The organism is Rhodococcus sp. 05-339-2, from assembly GCF_002258965.1.
Classification (GTDB): Bacteria; Actinomycetota; Actinomycetes; order Mycobacteriales; family Mycobacteriaceae; genus Rhodococcoides.
In genome coordinates this window covers 105,878-123,485 of sequence record NZ_NOYW01000008.1, presented here as the reverse complement: position 1 = coordinate 123,485, position 17,608 = coordinate 105,878, and the positions used below count along the sequence as shown (strand labels likewise).

General features: G+C 64.9%; 18 protein-coding genes, 1 pseudogene and 1 riboswitch. Of the genes and pseudogenes, 5 read left to right on the top strand and 14 right to left on the bottom strand.

Annotated features, from left to right (window positions below):
- Positions 1-226: 226 nt before the first annotated feature.
- Positions 227-706 carry a winged helix-turn-helix domain-containing protein gene (locus CH273_RS06815; protein ID WP_032393750.1) on the top strand — a complete coding sequence of 160 codons (480 nt, stop codon included), beginning with the start codon at positions 227-229 and terminating at the stop codon, positions 704-706.
- Positions 707-709: 3 nt separating this feature from the next.
- Here CH273_RS06815 and CH273_RS06810 read toward each other — a convergent pair whose 3' ends face one another.
- On the bottom strand, positions 710-1,234 hold the full coding sequence (locus CH273_RS06810) for a hypothetical protein (RefSeq protein WP_032393749.1): 525 nt from the start codon (positions 1,232-1,234) through the stop codon (positions 710-712).
- A gap of 98 nt (positions 1,235-1,332) precedes the next feature.
- Here CH273_RS06810 and CH273_RS06805 point away from each other — a divergent pair, with 98 nt between their 5' ends.
- On the top strand, positions 1,333-2,298 hold the full coding sequence (locus tag CH273_RS06805; RefSeq protein ID WP_032393748.1) for a prenyltransferase/squalene oxidase repeat-containing protein: 966 nt from the start codon (positions 1,333-1,335) through the stop codon (positions 2,296-2,298).
- A gap of 194 nt (positions 2,299-2,492) precedes the next feature.
- Here CH273_RS06805 and CH273_RS06800 read toward each other — a convergent pair whose 3' ends face one another.
- The 11 genes from CH273_RS06800 to CH273_RS06750 all read right to left on the bottom strand — a co-directional run bounded on the left by CH273_RS06800 (position 2,493) and on the right by CH273_RS06750 (position 14,234).
- On the bottom strand, positions 2,493-2,915 hold the full coding sequence (locus CH273_RS06800; RefSeq protein WP_032393747.1) for a nuclear transport factor 2 family protein: 423 nt from the start codon (positions 2,913-2,915) through the stop codon (positions 2,493-2,495).
- 69 nt (positions 2,916-2,984) lie between these two features.
- Positions 2,985-3,920 (bottom strand): NADP-dependent oxidoreductase, encoded by a 936-nt coding sequence (locus tag CH273_RS06795; RefSeq protein WP_032393746.1) that lies wholly within the window; start codon positions 3,918-3,920, stop codon positions 2,985-2,987.
- A 37-nt stretch (positions 3,921-3,957) separates the two neighbouring features.
- Positions 3,958-5,082, bottom strand: coding sequence for an LLM class flavin-dependent oxidoreductase (locus tag CH273_RS06790; RefSeq protein ID WP_032393745.1), 1,125 nt, complete (start codon positions 5,080-5,082; stop codon positions 3,958-3,960).
- Positions 5,079-5,819: a DUF1684 domain-containing protein gene (locus tag CH273_RS06785; protein ID WP_032393744.1), complete on the bottom strand. Its 741-nt coding sequence runs from the start codon at positions 5,817-5,819 to the stop codon at positions 5,079-5,081. The genes CH273_RS06790 and CH273_RS06785 overlap by 4 nt, the downstream gene beginning before the upstream one ends.
- Positions 5,816-7,171 (bottom strand): NtaA/DmoA family FMN-dependent monooxygenase, encoded by a 1,356-nt coding sequence (locus tag CH273_RS06780; protein WP_032393743.1) that lies wholly within the window; start codon positions 7,169-7,171, stop codon positions 5,816-5,818. Before CH273_RS06780 ends, CH273_RS06785 begins: the two co-directional genes overlap by 4 nt.
- Positions 7,168-8,244 carry an LLM class flavin-dependent oxidoreductase gene (locus tag CH273_RS06775; protein WP_032393742.1) on the bottom strand — a complete coding sequence of 359 codons (1,077 nt, stop codon included), beginning with the start codon at positions 8,242-8,244 and terminating at the stop codon, positions 7,168-7,170. Before CH273_RS06775 ends, CH273_RS06780 begins: the two co-directional genes overlap by 4 nt.
- Positions 8,237-9,835: a dipeptide ABC transporter ATP-binding protein gene (locus CH273_RS06770; RefSeq protein WP_032393741.1), complete on the bottom strand. Its 1,599-nt coding sequence runs from the start codon at positions 9,833-9,835 to the stop codon at positions 8,237-8,239. Before CH273_RS06770 ends, CH273_RS06775 begins: the two co-directional genes overlap by 8 nt.
- Positions 9,832-10,725: an ABC transporter permease gene (locus CH273_RS06765; protein WP_032393740.1), complete on the bottom strand. Its 894-nt coding sequence runs from the start codon at positions 10,723-10,725 to the stop codon at positions 9,832-9,834. Before CH273_RS06765 ends, CH273_RS06770 begins: the two co-directional genes overlap by 4 nt.
- Positions 10,718-11,698 carry an ABC transporter permease gene (locus CH273_RS06760; protein ID WP_032393739.1) on the bottom strand — a complete coding sequence of 327 codons (981 nt, stop codon included), beginning with the start codon at positions 11,696-11,698 and terminating at the stop codon, positions 10,718-10,720. Before CH273_RS06760 ends, CH273_RS06765 begins: the two co-directional genes overlap by 8 nt.
- A gap of 4 nt (positions 11,699-11,702) precedes the next feature.
- On the bottom strand, positions 11,703-13,265 hold the full coding sequence (locus CH273_RS06755; RefSeq protein WP_371828355.1) for an ABC transporter substrate-binding protein: 1,563 nt from the start codon (positions 13,263-13,265) through the stop codon (positions 11,703-11,705).
- Positions 13,266-13,530: 265 nt separating this feature from the next.
- Positions 13,531-13,624, bottom strand: a riboswitch (SAM riboswitch).
- Positions 13,625-13,727: 103 nt separating this feature from the next.
- Positions 13,728-14,234 carry a hypothetical protein gene (locus tag CH273_RS06750; protein ID WP_155290780.1) on the bottom strand — a complete coding sequence of 169 codons (507 nt, stop codon included), beginning with the start codon at positions 14,232-14,234 and terminating at the stop codon, positions 13,728-13,730.
- Here CH273_RS06750 and CH273_RS27340 point away from each other — a divergent pair.
- The 3 genes from CH273_RS27340 to CH273_RS06740 all read left to right on the top strand — a co-directional run bounded on the left by CH273_RS27340 (position 14,227) and on the right by CH273_RS06740 (position 17,035).
- Positions 14,227-14,496 carry a hypothetical protein gene (locus CH273_RS27340; RefSeq protein WP_143546183.1) on the top strand — a complete coding sequence of 90 codons (270 nt, stop codon included), beginning with the start codon at positions 14,227-14,229 and terminating at the stop codon, positions 14,494-14,496. The two genes, CH273_RS06750 and CH273_RS27340, sit on opposite strands and share 8 nt — an antisense overlap.
- 116 nt (positions 14,497-14,612) lie before the next feature.
- Positions 14,613-16,526, top strand: a complete 1,914-nt coding sequence (locus tag CH273_RS06745; protein ID WP_094637971.1) for an HNH endonuclease signature motif containing protein — start codon at positions 14,613-14,615, stop codon at positions 16,524-16,526.
- 161 nt (positions 16,527-16,687) lie between these two features.
- Entirely contained in the window at positions 16,688-17,035 is a 348-nt protein-coding gene (locus tag CH273_RS06740; RefSeq protein ID WP_032397123.1) for a TfoX/Sxy family protein, read from the top strand.
- Between the two features lie 28 nt (positions 17,036-17,063).
- Here the strand turns inward: CH273_RS06740 and CH273_RS06735 are convergent.
- Positions 17,064-17,426: pseudogene (locus tag CH273_RS06735) on the bottom strand (deaminase); the annotation flags it as partial.
- An 18-nt stretch (positions 17,427-17,444) separates the two neighbouring features.
- Positions 17,445-17,600 (bottom strand): tRNA-specific adenosine deaminase, encoded by a 156-nt coding sequence (locus tag CH273_RS28105; protein WP_196248827.1) that lies wholly within the window; start codon positions 17,598-17,600, stop codon positions 17,445-17,447.
- Positions 17,601-17,608 lie beyond the last annotated feature (8 nt).

Below are 17,608 nucleotides of genomic sequence, written 5' to 3'. Positions count from 1 at the left end.
CGACGGAACGGGTGATGAGGTCGGTGCGAGGGTGGAGTGCGTCGGTCACGCCTGATCGCAACACGCGCGAGATCCTCCGGTCAACCGTTGCAATCACGGTGAGCGCATCCCTGACGAAACCTCACCCCATCGATAATTCTGTGACTGTGAACGAGAACTGTCGCTGCCCACGCTGACCATCCGACCCAGTTCTGCAGCGCACGTTCGTCACAGGAGACAACCAGCCATGAGCACCGAAGCCACAGTCGTCCTCCGCATTTCGGACTCGGGCACGTCGTCCTTGCAGGGATTGACCCGCCCACAACTGCACGCACTTGCCGATGCCCTTCGTGGCGCAGCGAAAAGCTATGCCCCGCATGCGAAGATCCTCACCCGATTCGACGTGCGGGTCAACGAACTCAACGCTCCTCTGGTGATCGACCTGCCGGCTCGCGACGTGATCGTCGGCGGCAAGAGTGTGCGCCTCAGCCACACCGAGTTCGAGATCTTCGCGTATCTCGCACAACGCCCGCGCGTTGTCGTGAATCGGTCGGAGCTCAGCGGTTCCGACGGCGGTCGCAGCGTCGACGTGCACCTGTCGAGGGTGCGAACCAAACTCGGACACTTCGGTCGTTTGATCACCACCGTCCGCGGGGCCGGCTACCGGTTCGATCCGGAGCCGGGCATCCGCGTCATCACCGACCCGACCGTACTGCGGAGCGCGTGACCGTCACTGCGACAGTGCGACGGACCTGCGACGACGATTTCGGCGAACGACAACGAAGACCAGCAGAGCCACGAGGACCACGGCGATGATCGCGCCCAATGCCGTCGCGCCGCGGAAGCCCGGTGCGCTGGTGTCGAGAGTGCGTTCGCCGGCATGAGCGGCATTGCTGGTTCCGAGAACGATGGTGAGTGTCAACAGGTTCGGGATGGCGGTGACGACAGCCAGGATGACCGATCCGATCGCCAGTTGCTTTCCTGCCCTGCCTTTGCGAACCGACCATGCGCTCCAGAAGAACACCAGCGGCGCGAAGGTGCAGACGATGCCGAACAGCAGTCCCCACAAGATGCCCTTGGTGAACGTGCGATCGGCCAGTTCCTCGACCCGCAGACTCCACCAGCGCGGTAGGAAAGCCGCGAGGATGAAATACGCGATCAGCAGAAGCACGATGCCCGCTCCGACGAGGATGGCGCGTCGTTTCCAGTTGGCCGAACTGGTCGACGGTGCGGGGGTGGTCGGATCTGCAGTCATGTTGCAATCGTAGATCGTGCGGAGCGTTACCCCACGCGAGTCGAGACCCGATCGTTAGCTGGACCTCCCGCGAACGAACGACGTTAGACTCCTCGGCCATGGTCGCCGACTCCCTGCGCGAATGGCTCATCGACTCGGATCCGGCGCTGCGTTGGCAGGTCGAGCGCGACATCGTGAACGAATCCCCCGCGATATGGGAGGCAACGCGCGCACGAGTGCCGACCGAAGGATTCGGTGCACGGCTATTGGCGCTGCAGGACGCGGACGGCCAATGGGCGGGTGGTGCTTACTTCCCTGGCGGCTTCGACTGTTCGGCCGAACAGGGGCAACCCTGGACCGCAACCACCTGGTCGCTGAACTCGCTGCGTGAATGGGGTGTCGACCCAGCCGTTCTGCGATCGCGTCGCACTGCAGAACTGCTCGCGGAGAACAGCCGGTGGGAGTACGAGAACCTGCCGTACTGGGGCGGCGAGGTGGACTGCTGCATCAATGCGTGGACCCTCGCCAACGGGCTGTGGCTCGGTGCCGACGTCGAGGGCATCGTCGAATGGTTTCTCGCGCACCAACTGCAGGACGGTGGATGGAACTGCGAGTGGGTCGACGGCTCCACCCGGTCGTCGTTCCACTCGACGCTGAACTCGCTGAAAGGATTGCTGGCGTACGACGCGGCCACCGGTGCCACGATGGAGACGCGGGCCGCACGACGCACCGGTGAAGAATATCTGCTGACGCGAAAGCTGTTGTACACGTTGTCCACCGGCGAAGCGGTCGGACCCTGGGTGAGTCGCTTCGTCCACCCGTTCCGCTGGATGTACAGCGCTCTCAACGCACTCGATTATTTTCGGCACGCGTCTGTGCTCGACGGAACGCCGCCGGATCGCCGTCTGGAGGAGGCAATCGGAGTCGTCCGGGCCGCCCGACAGAGCGACGGAACGTGGTTGCAGGGTCGAACCCTGTCCGGTCGGGTCTGGTTCGAGACCGACGTGCCGGAGGGCGAACGCTCGAAGTGGCTGACCCTGATCGGAACCCGAGTGCTGACATGGTGGGATTCATACGACCGCTGAGGGTGCGGGCCAACCCCCGTCCGTATTCAGCCGCGAATACCGAAGTCGACGGCAGCGTGGGTGCAGGCAGGTTGTGATCCCAGACGATCGATGATGGCCGTCAGTCGTCTTCTGAGCCAGGTCATGAACGCGACGCTAGGCTCGCCGCCCGAATAGCGCACCCGTTGCAATCACGCTGATTCGAAGGCCTGGCGCTACCGATCCTGTTCCGTCGACCTCCAAGAAGATCCGGTCTCCCGTTCGAAAGCTGGTCGCACGTCGACCGTGTCGTACACGATCGACAGTGTTGTGATCCGGCCGTCGTCGTCGAGTTCGGCGACATCGACGACGTCGAACGGGGCAGCCACCCCGGAGGGTAGCCGCCAGTCGAAATGGAACCAGAACGTGACGAGCCGCGTTCCTGCCGAGGTGCGCCCCTCTGACACGCCCTTCGACGTCAGCTCCGCGCTGTCGGTATCGATGAACAAAGCGCGATAGAAGTCGGGTGCGGGAGTCGGACCGTACAACGGCGAATGCACAACGGCACCTGGCGCGAACAGACTCACGATCGCATCGAGGTCGGCGCGATGGAGGGCGTCGAGGTAGCTCTTCACCAGGTCGTCCGTGGCCGAGTTCATGCGCCAACGCTAACCGATCGCAGAACGTCCGCGGCGGCCCGCCACAGAGCGGATCGCACAGCTCCCGCGTCAGGGAATCAGGACGAACTTTCCGCGCGGGTGCGTCGACTGCAGTTCGGCGTGCGCCCTCGCGGCGTCGGAGAGCGGGAAGGTCTTGGCGACCGTCACTTCGATGACTCCCGCGGCGGCCTGCTTCAACAGGGCGGGCGATGCGAGGCGTCGACGCTCCATGCTTGCCGGCCCACCGACGGTCGAGAACCCGTCCGCTTCAGCACGGCCGAAGGCGGCCGTCGTCACCAAACGTGCTCGGTCCGTGAGCACTTCGAGAGAGACATCGATGGCCTCGTCGGTACCCACGGCATCGACGGCTGCATCGATACCGTTCGGGGCAGCCGCACGAACACGATCGAGCAAGCCATCACCGTATTCGACGGGCTCGGCCCCGAATGCTCGCAGTGCGTCGTGATTCTGTGCGCGTGCGGTTCCGATGACGGTGGCACCGCGCTCTTTCGCGAGCTGGGCCACGACGGATCCGACGCCGCCTGCGGCCCCGTGCACGAGGACCGTGTCACCGTCTTTCACGGCGACGGATTCGAGTGCGTCGTAGGCCGTTCCGGCTACGGCCAGCACTCCGGCAGCAACGTTCCAGTCCAATGCGGCCGGCTTCGGAAAGACGAACCGTGCGGGAACCAGAATCCTCTCGGCGTAGGTACCGTTTCGGCCCGACACGATCACGGCGTCGCCGACGGCGATGGGTCCGACCGGCCCCTCGACGTCTCCGCCGACCGCAACGACGATGCCCGACGCCTCACTGCCCAACGCGATCGGGAGCTTGGATTCGTCGGTGCCGAACGCGCCGCTGTAGCTCTTGTAGTCGAAGGGATTGACGCCGATCGCCTTGAGCTCGACCAGGACCTCACCGTCGGACGGTTCGGGAACCTCTCGTTCGACGATCTCGATGACGTCCGGCCCACCGTAGGACGCTGCCACTGCTGCTCGTGTCATGGAACCTCCAACGGTCGATGCGGTGAGTATGTTCCGATCACACCCGTAGTCGCGGCAGTCCCCACTCCTTACCGAGCAGCTCGTACGAACGCAACCGATCCACGTGATCGTAGGTCACCGAGGTGAGCACCAGTTCGTCCGCGCCCGTCGCCTCCTGCAACGCCTCCATCCTGTCCGTCACGGTGGCTGCGGATCCGACGAACTGGGTCTCCACCCGATCGGCGACGAGCCGATACTGCTCGTCGGTCAACGGCCTGGCACCGTCGGGATTCGGATACTCGGCGGCACCGTGTCCACTGCGAATGCTGTACACCCACTGCGGAAACGACGCTGCCAGCCCACGTGCCTGCTCGTCCGATTCCGCGACGACCACATCGGCCGACACCGCCACGTACGGCTCGGACAGACCTGCCGAGGGCACGAAGGATCGGCGATACTCGTCGATCGCGTCGAGCGTCGTGCCCGGGCTGAAGTGATAGCTGGCCGCGAAGGGCAGACCACGCGCACCTGCCTCACGCGCGGTCGGCCCCGCGCTGCTGCCGAAGAGCCACACCGACAAGCCCGCACCCGCACCCGGCCTCGCCGTCAACGGCACACCGTCCCGTTCGTAAGTCCCGGCGAGCAGCGCGGCCAGATCGTCGAGCTGACCGACGAAATCCGGTGCCTGCGCCTCGGGCTGTTGCAGCGCGGCCAGGGACGCCGAGAGCAGTGGGGTCCTACGTGGTGCAGCCTCCGCCGGTGCGGGAGGAAAGAGCCCACTGGGATCGGGCGACGACACACGCTCGGGCATTCCCTGCCCATCGCCTGCGACCGCCTCGGCTCGTCGCTGACCCGACCGACCGACCCCCAGATCGATCCTTCCCGAATACAACGCGTCGACGGTCCCGAACGATTCGACGACAGCTGCGGCCGTGGTGAATCCGAGTTGAACGGCCGCCGATCCGACGCGAATCCTGTTGGTGGCAGCAGCAATCAGGCCGATCAGCACCGCGGGCGACGAACTCGCGACCCCGACAAAATGGTGCTCGGCCACCCAATAGCGCTCGTAGCCCCACTCCTCGGTCTGGCGTGCAAGGTCGACCGTGTTTCGCAGCGCTTGCTGGACGGTGGACCCCTCGCTGATCGGGGACAGATCGAGAACGGACAATGGAACTCGGGTCATCTCGGGTTCTTCTCCCCTGCCTCGACGGCGATGGTCAGCCTGTTCTCGGTAGGCGCAACCGGGCACGTCGCGTAGTCGGTGAACGCACACGGAAGGTTCGATGCCCGGTTGAAATCGAGAACGACGGTGCCGTCCACCGGTGCGGGCACTGCCAGGATCCGTGCAGCCGGATAGGTGGTCACCCCGCTCGTGGCGTCGGTGAACAGGACCTTCAGACCATTGCCGTTGCCACCGAAGGCAATCAGCTGCGCAGAGGCACCGGCCAACTCGAAGTCGAGAGTGCCCACGGCCGAGTGGTGATGTTCGAGTCCTTCCACCACGGCTCCGGTCGTGACGGTCACCGGAGAGTCGTACGGGGTGAACGTCCCGGTGGCAACGAACTCCTCGTCGGGCTCGTAGGCCGGGATGCCGTCGTACGACTGCAGGGTCTGCGCTTTCGGATCGTGCACCCGCAGCGCGACCGAACCGGTCCGACGGATCACCTCGATACGCCGATCTCCGTCCTGCACCAGGATGCCCGGTGCGCCCTCCACCGGATTCAGCGCGGTCACGCCATCGAACCCCTCGACGGTCACCGAATCGGCGTCGGCCCTCCACCGGCCGGGAAGATCCGCGACGGTCTCGAATTCATCGGTCAACCAATACAACCCGGTCAACGACACCCAACCGAAGGGATCGCCGTAGGACGCCTCTCGCTCGGCATGCCACTGCTTCCAGTCCTGCTCGAAATCGCTCATGATGCTCGCACTCCTTCTCGCTGTTCGTACGGATGCCGCAGACCGAGGTGCTCGCGCAAGGTGGTGCCGGTGTATTCGGTGCGGAAGCTGCCGCGGTCCTGTAATTCCGGAATCACTCTGTCGACGAATTCGTCGAGGCCGGCAGGGGTGATGTGCGGGACGAGAATGAAGCCGTCGCTCGCGTTGTTCTGCACGTAACTGTCGATCTCCTCGGCCACGTGCGCAGGGGTTCCGACGAACTGCTGCCGTGTCGTCATCGCGATGATCAGTTCACGAATACTCAGGTTGTCTGCTTCGGCTCGCTCGCGATACTGCTGGGCGATGGTTCTGGGGTCGCCGTGTCTCGCACGGCCACGGGTGATCGACACATCGCCGCTGGGTTCGATGTCGGGCAGTGGCCCGTCGGGATCGTATGCGGACAGGTCCTGTCCCCACACCTGTTCGAGGAACGCGATGGCCGTCCTGCCGCTGACCTGCTGATGCCGGATGTGATCCGCCTTCTCGGCGGCGTCCTGCGCAGAATCTCCGAGCACGAACGTCGCCGCGGGCAGCACCTTCAGGTCGTCGTGATCGCGGCCGTACTTGGCGAGCCGACCCTTCACGTCGGAGTAGAACTTCTGCCCGTCCTCGAGAGTGCCGTGGATGGTGAAGATCGCGTCGGCCTTGGCGGCACCGAATTCTCGACCTTCGTCGGAATCGCCCGCCTGCAACAGAACCGGATGTCCCTGCGGACTGCGCGGCAGCGTGAAGCGGCCCTCCACATCGAACTGGGGTCCGGAATGCCGGACCGTTCCGATCTCCGATTCGCGGCCGAAGACTCCACGCTCGCGATCGACGACGAACGCGTCGGACTGCCATGAGTCCCAGAACTTTCGCGCGACGTCGATGTTCTCGTTGGCACGCACGTAGCGGTCGGCACGATCGAGGTAGCCGCCCCGCCGAAAATTCTCGCCCGTGAACGCGTCCGAGGACGTCACCATGTTCCACGCCGCTCTACCGTCGGACAGGTGATCCAGCGACGAGAACTGTTTGGCGAGCTCGAACGGCTCGTTGAAGGTCGTGTTGATCGTCCCGGCAAGTCCGAGCCTGCTCGTCACCGACGCAAGCGCGTTGAGGACGGTGAGCGTATCGGGTCGCCCTACTACATCGAGGTCGTGAATCTTGTTGCGGTGCTCACGCAGTCGCAGCCCTTCGGCGAGGAAGAAGAAGTCGAACAGGCCGCGTTCGGCCGATTCGGCGAGGTGTACGAACGAATCGAACTCGATCTGGCTCTTTGACTCCGGATCGGCCCAGACGGTGGTGTTGTTGACGCCCGGGAAATGGGCACCCAGATGAATCTGCTTCTTCGTCACAGGCTCTTCCCTTCGAGTGCATAGCGATTGGCCGGACGTCTCAGGCCGAGACGCTCGCGCAAGGTCGATCCGCTGCGGGTGTCCGTGGCCGGTAGTGCTGCCACTCCGGACGGCAGCGCGAGCGGTACCAGCGTGACTCCGTCCAGACCGGCCGCCTCGACGGATCCGAGGAGCAGGTGCAAGCCCGCCAGGTCGCCGATATGCGACACGGACTCGGCGACTCTGACGTGCCCCGCCCAGTTGTCGAGCTGAGCGAGTTCTTCAGCGGCAGAATCGGATACCAGGGTCTCCACATCCAACAGAACGAACACGTTGGCCGGGTCACGGCCTTCCGCAACGACGGCCCGTCGAATACGGGCGGCAACAGTGGCCGCATCCTCGACTGTGTCGGCGGCGATGCGGACGATGTCGGCGCGCGCCGCGGCCACCGACACGGACTCCGTGGAGTCCACGCGGATCACGACGAGCGGCTGCCCCTGCGGAGACCTCGGAGTGATGGACGGGCCCTTGACCGAGAAGTTCTCACCCTCGAAGTCGATGTAGTGCAGCTTGTCTCGGTCGATGAACCGCCCCGACTCGACGTCGCGAATCTCGGCGTCGTCCTCCCAGCTGTCCCAGAGCCTGGTGACGACCTCGACTGCCTCGTCCGCCTCACGCCACAGACTACTGTTGTCCTGCTCCGCTTTTCGTCCGAACAGCGCTGCCTGCTCGGCTCCCGGACTGACCTCGACCTGCCACCCGGCCCGGCCGTGGGATGCGAAATCCAGGCTCGCGATCTGCTTCGAGATGTGAAACGGCTCGGTGTGCGTGACGGTGATCGTAGGCACCAGCCCGATCTTCTCGGTGAGGGCGGCTGCCCGTGCCGCGACGGCTGCGGCCTCGAGCGTCCGACTGGCGAACGAATCGCCCAGGAAGGCGAGATCGACACCTGCTCGATCTGCAGCCTGGAGCTGGTCGATCCAGAATCCTGCTGTGAACACTTCTTCGGCGCGGGAGTCGGGGCGACGCCAGGCCTGCGAATGTGCGCCGGTGCCTTTCAGCTCGATCGCGGTCAGGAACAGCGTGTCAGACACTGGTGCTCGCTTTCTCGTGCGCGCTTCCGGGGATGGCCCCGAGTAGCTCGCGGGTGTAGTCCTGCTGTGGATTGTCGAACAGTGCTGCGGTGTCGCCGTATTCCACGATGACTCCGGATCGCATCACGGCCACGGTGTCGCTGATCTGACGCACCACGGCCAGATCGTGGGAGATGAAGAGGTAGCTCAGACCCAGCTCGGACTGCAGGTCGCCCAGCAGCGTCAGAATCTGCGCCTGCACCGATACGTCGAGGGCCGAGACCGGCTCGTCGAGCACCACCAGCTCCGGCGCGAGGGCCAACGCGCGGGCGATGGCAACGCGCTGACGCTGCCCACCGGAGAGCTCGGCCGGCCGCCGGGCCAGGTAATCGCTGGTGAGTGCCACCTGATCGAGCAGCGTCCTGGCACGCTCGGAACGCTCACGCGAGGTACCGACCTTGAACGCGTCCAACGGTTCTCGCACGATCTCCCCGACGCGCAACTTCGGGTTCAGTGAGGCGTACGGGTTCTGATAGACGATCTGTACACGCCGCCGCAGTTCACGCTTGGCCTTGCCACGCAGACCCGTGATGTCCCTGCCGTCGAACGTGACCGACCCCGACGACGCGGTCTCGAGACCGATCGCGATGCGCGCCAACGTGGATTTGCCGGAACCGGATTCGCCGACGAGCGAGACGGTGCGCCCACGTTCGACGGTCAATGTGGCTCCCTTGACCGCATCGAGGTGGACGCCGCGGCCGATGGTGAAGCGCTTCGAGACGTCGCCGACCGTCAGGATCGGCTCGCCGACCGTGGGGCGCGCGGGTCGTACGGCGGTGTTCAACGAGGGCGCTGCAGCCAACAGCTGACGTGTGTACGCGTGGGTCGGGTTCGCCAGCACCTCTGCAGTGGGGCCGGATTCGACGATCCGTCCTGCGCTCATGACGATGAGGCGGTCGGCTCTGTCCGCAGCCACGCCCAAGTCGTGGGTGATCAGCAGGACCGCGGCACCGGTCTCGGCGATCCTGGTGTCGAGATGGTCCAGGATGCGACGCTGGACGGTGACGTCGAGGGCGCTGGTCGGCTCGTCGGCGATCACCAGTTCCGGGCGGCACGCGAGAGCGATTCCGATCAATACGCGCTGACGCTGCCCACCGGACAGGTCCTGCGGATACTGCCGCGCTCGCACCTCGGGGTTGTCCAGCCCGGCTTCGGTCAGGATCCGAATCGCCTCGATCTTCGCGGAGCGGCGATCGGCCAGACCGTGCACCCGCAGCACCTCGGCAACCTGGTCGCCGACGCGAACAACCGGGTTCAGCGAGGTGGTCGGGTCCTGCGGGACGAGCCCGATGTGGCGGCCGCGCAACCGGTTCAGCGTCTTGTCCGACGCCGTATCGAGCCTTTGCCCGTCGAACGTCACCGATCCGCCCACGATGCGTCCGGAACCCGAGAGCAGCCCGATGAGGGCGTGCGCAGTCGTCGACTTTCCGGAGCCCGATTCACCGACCACGGCCACCACTTCACCGCGGTCGACGGTGAACCCGATGCCGGAGACGGCGGTCGTCTCACCGTAGTTCACGTGCAGATTCTCTACTTCGAGAATGGGGCTCATCGCGATCGCCTCTCGAGTGCATGCCCGAGGCGGTGCGCGGACACGACGACGGCCACGATCACCAATCCCGGCAATGTGGTCATCCACCATGCGGTGGCCAGGAAGTTGCGGCCCTCGGATATCAGCGATCCCCACTCCGGGGTGGGCGGAGCAGCACCGAAACCGAGGAAGCTGAGCGCCGATACCGCGAGAACCGCCATACCGAATTCGACTGCAGCGAGAGCGATCACAGGGCCGTACGAGTTTCTGAGGATGTGCCTGCGGAAGACATCGAACCACCGCACACCCGAGGCGTACGCCGCTTCGACGTACAGCGATCTGCGCACCCGCAGTACCTCCGAGCGCATCACTCGGGCGAAATTGGCGATCAGCGTGACTCCGACGGCGATAGCGACGTTCACGGTGCCGAAGCCCAGTGCGGTCACCAGCGCCAACGAGAGCAACAACGTCGGAATCGACAGCAGGACATCGACGATTCGCATCAGCACCGCGTCCACGATTCCGCCGACGGCGCCCGAGACCAGACCGATGATCGAGCCGACCACCAGTGCGATACCGACCGCCAACAGCGTTGCCGTCAGCGACAGTCCGGAACCGTGGACCACTCGGGTGAAGACGTCACGGCCGATGTTGTCGGTGCCGAACCAGTGCGACGCGCTGGGTGCCTGGAGCTTGTCGGCCGGCGTGCCGACCAGCGGGTCGCCGCTGGCGAAGACGGACGGGAACAGCGCGAACCCGAGAGCCGACAACAGCACGATCACGGAGGCACCGAGCCAGATGTGTTTCACCACGTCTCGCAGACCTCGTCGCCGCCTGGGTACCGGTGCTGCTTCGCCTGCCTCGGGACTTGTCGAATGGACGGCAGGTTCACGAATCAGGATGTCAGACATGAGCTTTCTCCGGTTCTGCACTGGCCTGCGCGGGCCGGTATTCGCGCACGATGCGCGGATCGATCAGCGGATAGAGCAGGTCGACTGCGAGATTGACCAGGACGAAGACCAGCGAAGTGAGAACGACGATGCCCTGCACCACCGGAATGTCCTGCGCCAGCACCGACGTCTGCGTCAGACGTCCCACTCCTGCACGCGAGAAGACCGTCTCGACCACTACCGATCCGGCCAGCAGGGTGCCGACCAGGACCCCGGCAATCGTGAAGGCGGGGATCGAGGACAGTCGCAGAACGTGTCGAGTTTGCACCCGCAGGCGTGAGACCCCCTTGGCGCGAGCCACATCGACGAACGGCTGCTTCCACGTGGTGGCCATGCTGGTGGCCAGAACCTGGGCGATGACAGCGCCGGTCGGTAGAGCGAGCGTCACGGCAGGTAGCACCAACGACGCTGCGCCTGCGTCACCGAACGCCGGGAACCAGCGAAGTCGGAACGAGAACAGTTGCAGCAGCAGTAGTCCCACCCAGAACGTCGGCACGGCCACCCCGAGCGGTGGGAGGGCGAGCAGCAAATTCTTCAGCCAGCCGGTACGGGTGTACGTGGCGGCGTAGGCCACCGCGGATCCGAACACGACGGCCAACACCAGCGCTGTCCCCGCCAGACCGAGTGTGCTCGGTACCGCGTCGAGGATGGCCGTCGTCACCGGTTGGCCGGTGGCGATCGACAATCCGAAATCACCCTGCACGGCCCCGACCAGTGAATGCCAATACTGCACCAGCACCGGCTGATCCAGGCCGTAGCGAGCCTGCAGTTCGGCGATGGCTGCAGCGTCCGCCGGCGTGCCCGATCCGGCCGAGTCGACGGCAAGACTGACCGGGTCCGAGGGAAGGAGGAAGAGAACGATGAACGAGATGGTGAAGGCGGCCCACAGCACCGCAAGTGCCTGCAGTACTCGCTGCCCGATGTAGCGGATCACGGCGCTACTGCCCGCTCAGCCAGGTGTCGAAGAACTGCAGGCGGGCCGAGGCCTCGAACTTCAGATCCTGCACCGCCGAAGCCGCGCCGACGGCCTGCGAGAGCTCGATCGTGGGGATCCACAATCCGTTGTCGAGGATCTGTTCCTGCGCGGTTGCGAGAATCTCGTTGCGCGCTGCAACGTCCGTGGCCGAGAGCTGCTCCGTCAACGATGCATCCAGATCCGGAATCGGGCCGCGCGCATTGAGGTTGCGGCCGTCGACTGCGAACGATGTGCGCAGAATGTCGCCGTCGGCGCGGGTGCTGTTGTAGTACGTGGAGTCGTAGTCCTTGGTGCCTTGCCGCGCCGTCGCCTCCGACGTGGACACCAGCTCGAGCTGTAGGTCGACGCCGACCGCGCGCAACTGCTGCTGGGTCAGCTCCAGGATCGCCTGGTTGCCGGCGAACACGGCCGAGTACATGACCTTGAAACTCAGCTTCTGTCCGTCTTTTTCGCGTATTCCGTCAGCACCGGGAACCCAGCCCGCGGCGTCGAGGAGCGACTTCGACTTCTCGGGATCGTAGGTGACATCTGCGAGTTCGACGTAGCCCGGGGTAGCACTGGCCAATGTGCTTGTGGCCGTGCGGAAGTCCGGTCCGAGGACCGTGTCGACGAGTTCCTGACGATTGATCGCCGGCACCAGAGCCGTCCGAACGGCGGGGTCCTGCAGCGCACCGCGAGTGACGTTGGGCTGAATGCCGAACGGAACGCCGGGGTTGGATGTCGTGAGGATCCGGCCACCGACCGCCTCGATCTGCGGCGCGTCCTGCGGCAGCGCGTCACTGACCGCGTCGAGCTGGTCGGAGGACAAACTGCCGGTACGTACACCCGACTCTGGCACGATGGTGAATTCGATGCGGTCCAGGTACGCCTCACCCTCGTGGCCGAACACCGCAGAGCCCCAGTTGTATCCGGTTCGCTTGGCCAAGGTGACGGAGCGGTCCTGCTGGTAGTCCGCGTAGGTGAACGGTCCCGATCCGATGTTGGTACCCAAGCACCGCGACTCGGCCGACTGCGCCGACGTCGCAGTGGACTGGATTCCCAGCTGAGGTGTCGAACTCGCCTGGAGGAACTGCGCATTGGGTGCCGAGAACTCGATGCGGACCGTGAGCGGATCGACGACCGTGGCACCCTGATATCCGGTCAGGTAGCTGGCGGCCAGTGGCGCCTTGGCGGCACCGAGGGTTCCGGTGATGGCATCGAAATTGTCCTTGACGGCGGTGGCGTCGAGCGGGGTGCCGTCGCTGAACGTCACTCCGTCTTTCAGCTGGAAGGTGAACGACCTCGCGTCGGGACTCACTTCCCAGCTCTCGGCCAACCACGGTTCGATCTCGCCGGTCTCCGGATCTTGATCGGTGAGTGAGTCGACCACCTGTCGGGTGACATAGATCGTCTGATTGGTGCCGGACTGCGCGGGGTCGGAGCAGGTCGGGGCCCCGGACAGGCCGTAGCGCAGCGTGCCGCCCGGCTGGGCGGGGCCGGCATCGGCATTCGAGGTGGTGGTACCGCCGGCGCAACCGGCGAGCACTGTGACCGCTGCCAATGCTGCGACGCCGAGGACGGTGGTGCGAGTGGACACGTGGGTGTCTCCGATATCTGTTCTGTGGCAAGACCATTCCCGACGTCCCAGCGACATGCGCCGAGGCAGGAGTGCTTACGAAAGGTGAGGTGAGGAACCGACGATGAAAGGCCGTCAGCTACGACAGGTGGAACCGTTCAGACGGCACAGATCCACATGGAGACGGCGGCAACCGTCGACGAAACCTGAGGCGACTCGGGTGTTCACGTAAATTCCTCCATCGGTCCCGGCGGTAGCACCCTCACCCGACAAGCGGGGGGTTGCTGCGACGTCATAGAGCCAGGTCTCTCGGTCGCTCTGGATGGTCCTACGCCTCCGATACTACGAGAGGGTCGTCGCAGTTGCCAACCGGGGTAGGAATTGCGCACGACGTGGGATAGGAATGGACGGCGGCCGGAATCACCCCAACAGTCAGACGGCAACGGTCAATTCACTGTCTTCGCTGCCGATAGGTTCCGAATCGATGTGTTGCTCTGACCTGTTCGATTCGTGATCGCACACGCGTCGCACCCAGTAGCCGATTGTTTCGTCGGCCGCGGCGAACCGATCCAATACATCCACACACAGCCAAGTTGCGACCGAGAAATCCTGCTCCGCAGCATCCAGCCCGATCAGCGTCAACTCGTCGGCCACAGCAAGTAGCGCGTGGTCGACTTCGGAACCTGTGCGTCCGAGCCACGCCAACGCACGCCGCAGCAGCATCCAGTCGGATGCGAACACACGCTCGGTAGCCGATTGTCTGCACAGTTCCGCCGTCGCAGTGAGAGTATCGACGACCGGTATGGAGACTGCGCCGTCCAATTCGGCGAGCAGCCCTCTATCGGAGTCGATCAAGTCGGCCATATACCGCCAACCGGTGGGGAGGTCGACGTCCTCGGACCACAATTCCGTCGTGCCGAACTGGAGTCGGGTGACCAATTCTCTCGGCGAACTGCACGAAGCGACAAAGCGAAACGCGTCGTTCATCTCGATCATCCCCATTGGGTCACACGCAGCTGACGGACACCGGCTCGACACACGAGTGGCGGAGTTACTGACACGCAGCACGATCGTCACCGAAACCAGCGCCGCTGCTGTGGTCGTTACGTCGGCCTTGACCGTTATTGAACGCCGTGACCAGCGCTGGCGCGACTCGGCGTTACGCAGAATCGACAACGTCACACTATCGATCCATCTGTAATGCGCCACATACCGATTCCAGGTTGGCGATTCTGCTCGGTCCGACCGTCTCGCAGCGTGCTCTGACGGAGAACGTGTGTTCGAAAGTGTGTCGGTGGGTCGCGATAGATTCTGTGCATGCTTTCGGGGGACGGCGTATCAGGGGTGGACGGCATCGAGACGGTGCCGCCCGCCCCCGAGGTGTCCGATCCCGACTTGTCTGCGCTGGTGACCGCTGTGGAATCCGCGGTCGCGGAGTTGGCCGGGCAGGCGTCGGTGTCGTGGACGAATGCGGACCGGCGCGCGGTGATTCAACGGATGGAGATGCTGACCAGATCGCTGACGGCGTACTCGTACACCTGGCTCAACGAGCTGATCTCTCAGCACGGGCTCGATGTGTATCCGGGATCGGTGCCGTCGTCGGTGGCGTGGATGCTGCGGATCACCCCGCGAGCAGCCGGTGCTCGGGTGCGTCTGGCTGCCGAGTTGGGTGACCGCACCGCCCTCTCCGGTGAAGTCCTGCCGCCGTTGCTGCCGCACACCGCGGGAGCGTTGCGGGCGGGGTTGCTCGATGCCAAGCATGTGCAGATGATCCGCGAATTCTTCAGGCATCTCCCCCCGAGTATCGATCCGCAGACCCGCGAGCTCGCCGACGAGCAACTGGCGGGCTACGCCTCGACCAGGCGACCCGACGATTTCGCACCGTTGGTGGCGCACCTGGATTCGATCCTCAACCCCGACGGCGACCACGACGAAGACGAAGACGAGGACGAAGACGGGAAGCCACCGAAGCCACCGAAACGCAGGGATGCGTTCTTCTACCTCGGTGAGCAGGGTGCCGACGGAATGTCCGAAGGAAAATTCTGTGTCGACCCCGAACTACGCGCCTACCTCGAAGCCTTGTTCTCCAAAGCCGCGAAACCGGGCGTCAACAACCCCGCCGACCCGACGTCCGTCGTGCATGACGAGACCGACAGCACTTGCGGCGGCGAGGACAGCACGAACACTGCCGCTGCGAGCGACGGTGCGCGTCCCGATCCTGCAGCAGCCGAACCGGATTCGCCCACACCGAGTGGCGTCTGCGATACCGACACCCCGCCGCCACCGCCACCGCCACCGGAGCCGGAGCCGGACGACCGTTCGACGAGCGATCAGGGACTGTGGAGCGATGCGGGACTGTGGAACGACGGTTCATTCGACGGCGACGATCCCTGCGACGGTGACGGCATCGACTGTGGTTGCGGCACAGGGCACGACGACACCACAGAACCAGAGGACAGTGCTGAGCCCGGCGACACAACCGACCCGGACCTCGCAACCAATCCCGACGACGCCGTCGGATCCGACACCGACGACGCACCGGACACCGCAGCACGCGACGCTGCCGCCGCGCGGGATATCCGCACCCAACGCGAACGCCAACACGACGCCCTCAAACTCGCGCTCCGACACACCCTGGCCTCCGGCACCCTCGGCACCCACCGCGGCCTACCCGTCACCGCCATCGTCACCATGACCCTCAAAGACCTCGAAGCCGGCTGCGGCTACGCCATGACCGCCACCGGATCACGGGTGTCGATCCGCGACGCGATCCGCATGGCCTCGCACGCCCACCACTACCTGACCATCTTCGACGACCACGGCCGAGCCCTCTACCTCGGCCGCTCCAAACGCATCGCCTCCGCCGACCAACGCATCGTGCTCATCGCCCGCGACCGTGGCTGCAGCTTCCCCTCCTGCACCCGCCCCGCAACCTGGTGCCAAGCCCACCACCTCACCGACTGGAACACCGGCGGCTACACCGACATCGACGGATTGACCTTCGGCTGCGACATGCACCACGCACTCGTCGGCACCGGACCAGGCACGTGGGCCACCACCAAAACCGGAGCCCGACATCGGTACCCGGGCCGCACACTGTGGCACCCACCCGCCGGAATGGACCCCACACGCAGAGGCCTGATCAACCACGCACACCACCCAGAAGAAGTCCTCTACCCACCCGACAACCACAACGACACCGGCGATGAGGAACCACGACAACCCGCCTGACGACCCACATCACCGTCAGGGCACAGCCCTGCCTCGAGGACACCGCTCTGCTTCTGCACAACCTGCTACCGACACAGCAGTCCACACACGGGGTGATTCGCGGTTGCGTCCGATGCGGAACAGGTCTTCGATGAGGGCAGCGACCACCGGAGAGGTAGGACATGCCGTTCGACGAGCTACTCGCAGACCGCGTCCGCGCCACTCTCGCCGATGAAGCGAATCTGCGCGAGCAGAAGATGTTCGGCGGTCTGGCGTTTATGGTGCGCGAGAAAATGGTGGTGTGCGTCGGGACCGGAACCCGCGCTCTGCTGGTTCGTGTCGACGGTGTGCGCGAACCCGAATATCTCCAGCGGGAGGGAGCACACCACGCCGTGATGGGACGAGACCGGTCGATGGGCCAAGGGTGGATCACCGTCGACGCAAACTCGCTGAACAGCGAAAAGGCACTGGAATTCTGGGTCGCCGCCGCGCTCGAATACAACGCGAACACTGCAGACCGGACGCGCTGATCGCTACCCACACAGCGAGACGTCCGCCCTACTGATTGCCGAGTTGCCGCGCCCACCGGCGCATTCCTGCCGGACCCGTTCCCTCTGCGTATCTACGGAACAGCCTCCGGGACTCGTCACGACGAATCCCGCAGAGCACCTCGCGTGGCTTGACGAAGTGCGGAGACTGGACCGGTGGTTGCCAAACACGCAATAGTTCGGCCGCTCCGTCGTCGGGCGACTCGAGAGCAAACCACACCCTGCTCACGCCGAGCGCTACAGCAGTGCCCATGCACATAAGACACGGCTCGACGGTCACCGCGAGAGTCAGCCCCCCCCCCCCCCGACGCCGGACGAAACCGGGCGCCCTGTCTGCCTGTTCCAGAGCGAGCAGATCAGCATGTACACGACGCCGACCCTGCGCTCGCTCCTATGCGTACGCCCTTCCGAGCACCCGTTCGGCGTCGAAGACCACTGCCCCGATCGGCAATTCGCCCCGGTCCAGACCCTCGATGGCAACCTCGATCGCGGTACCGATTGCCGAGTGCGGTGCGTGCCCACCCGGCGGGATATCGTCGTTCTTCACATCCGCTC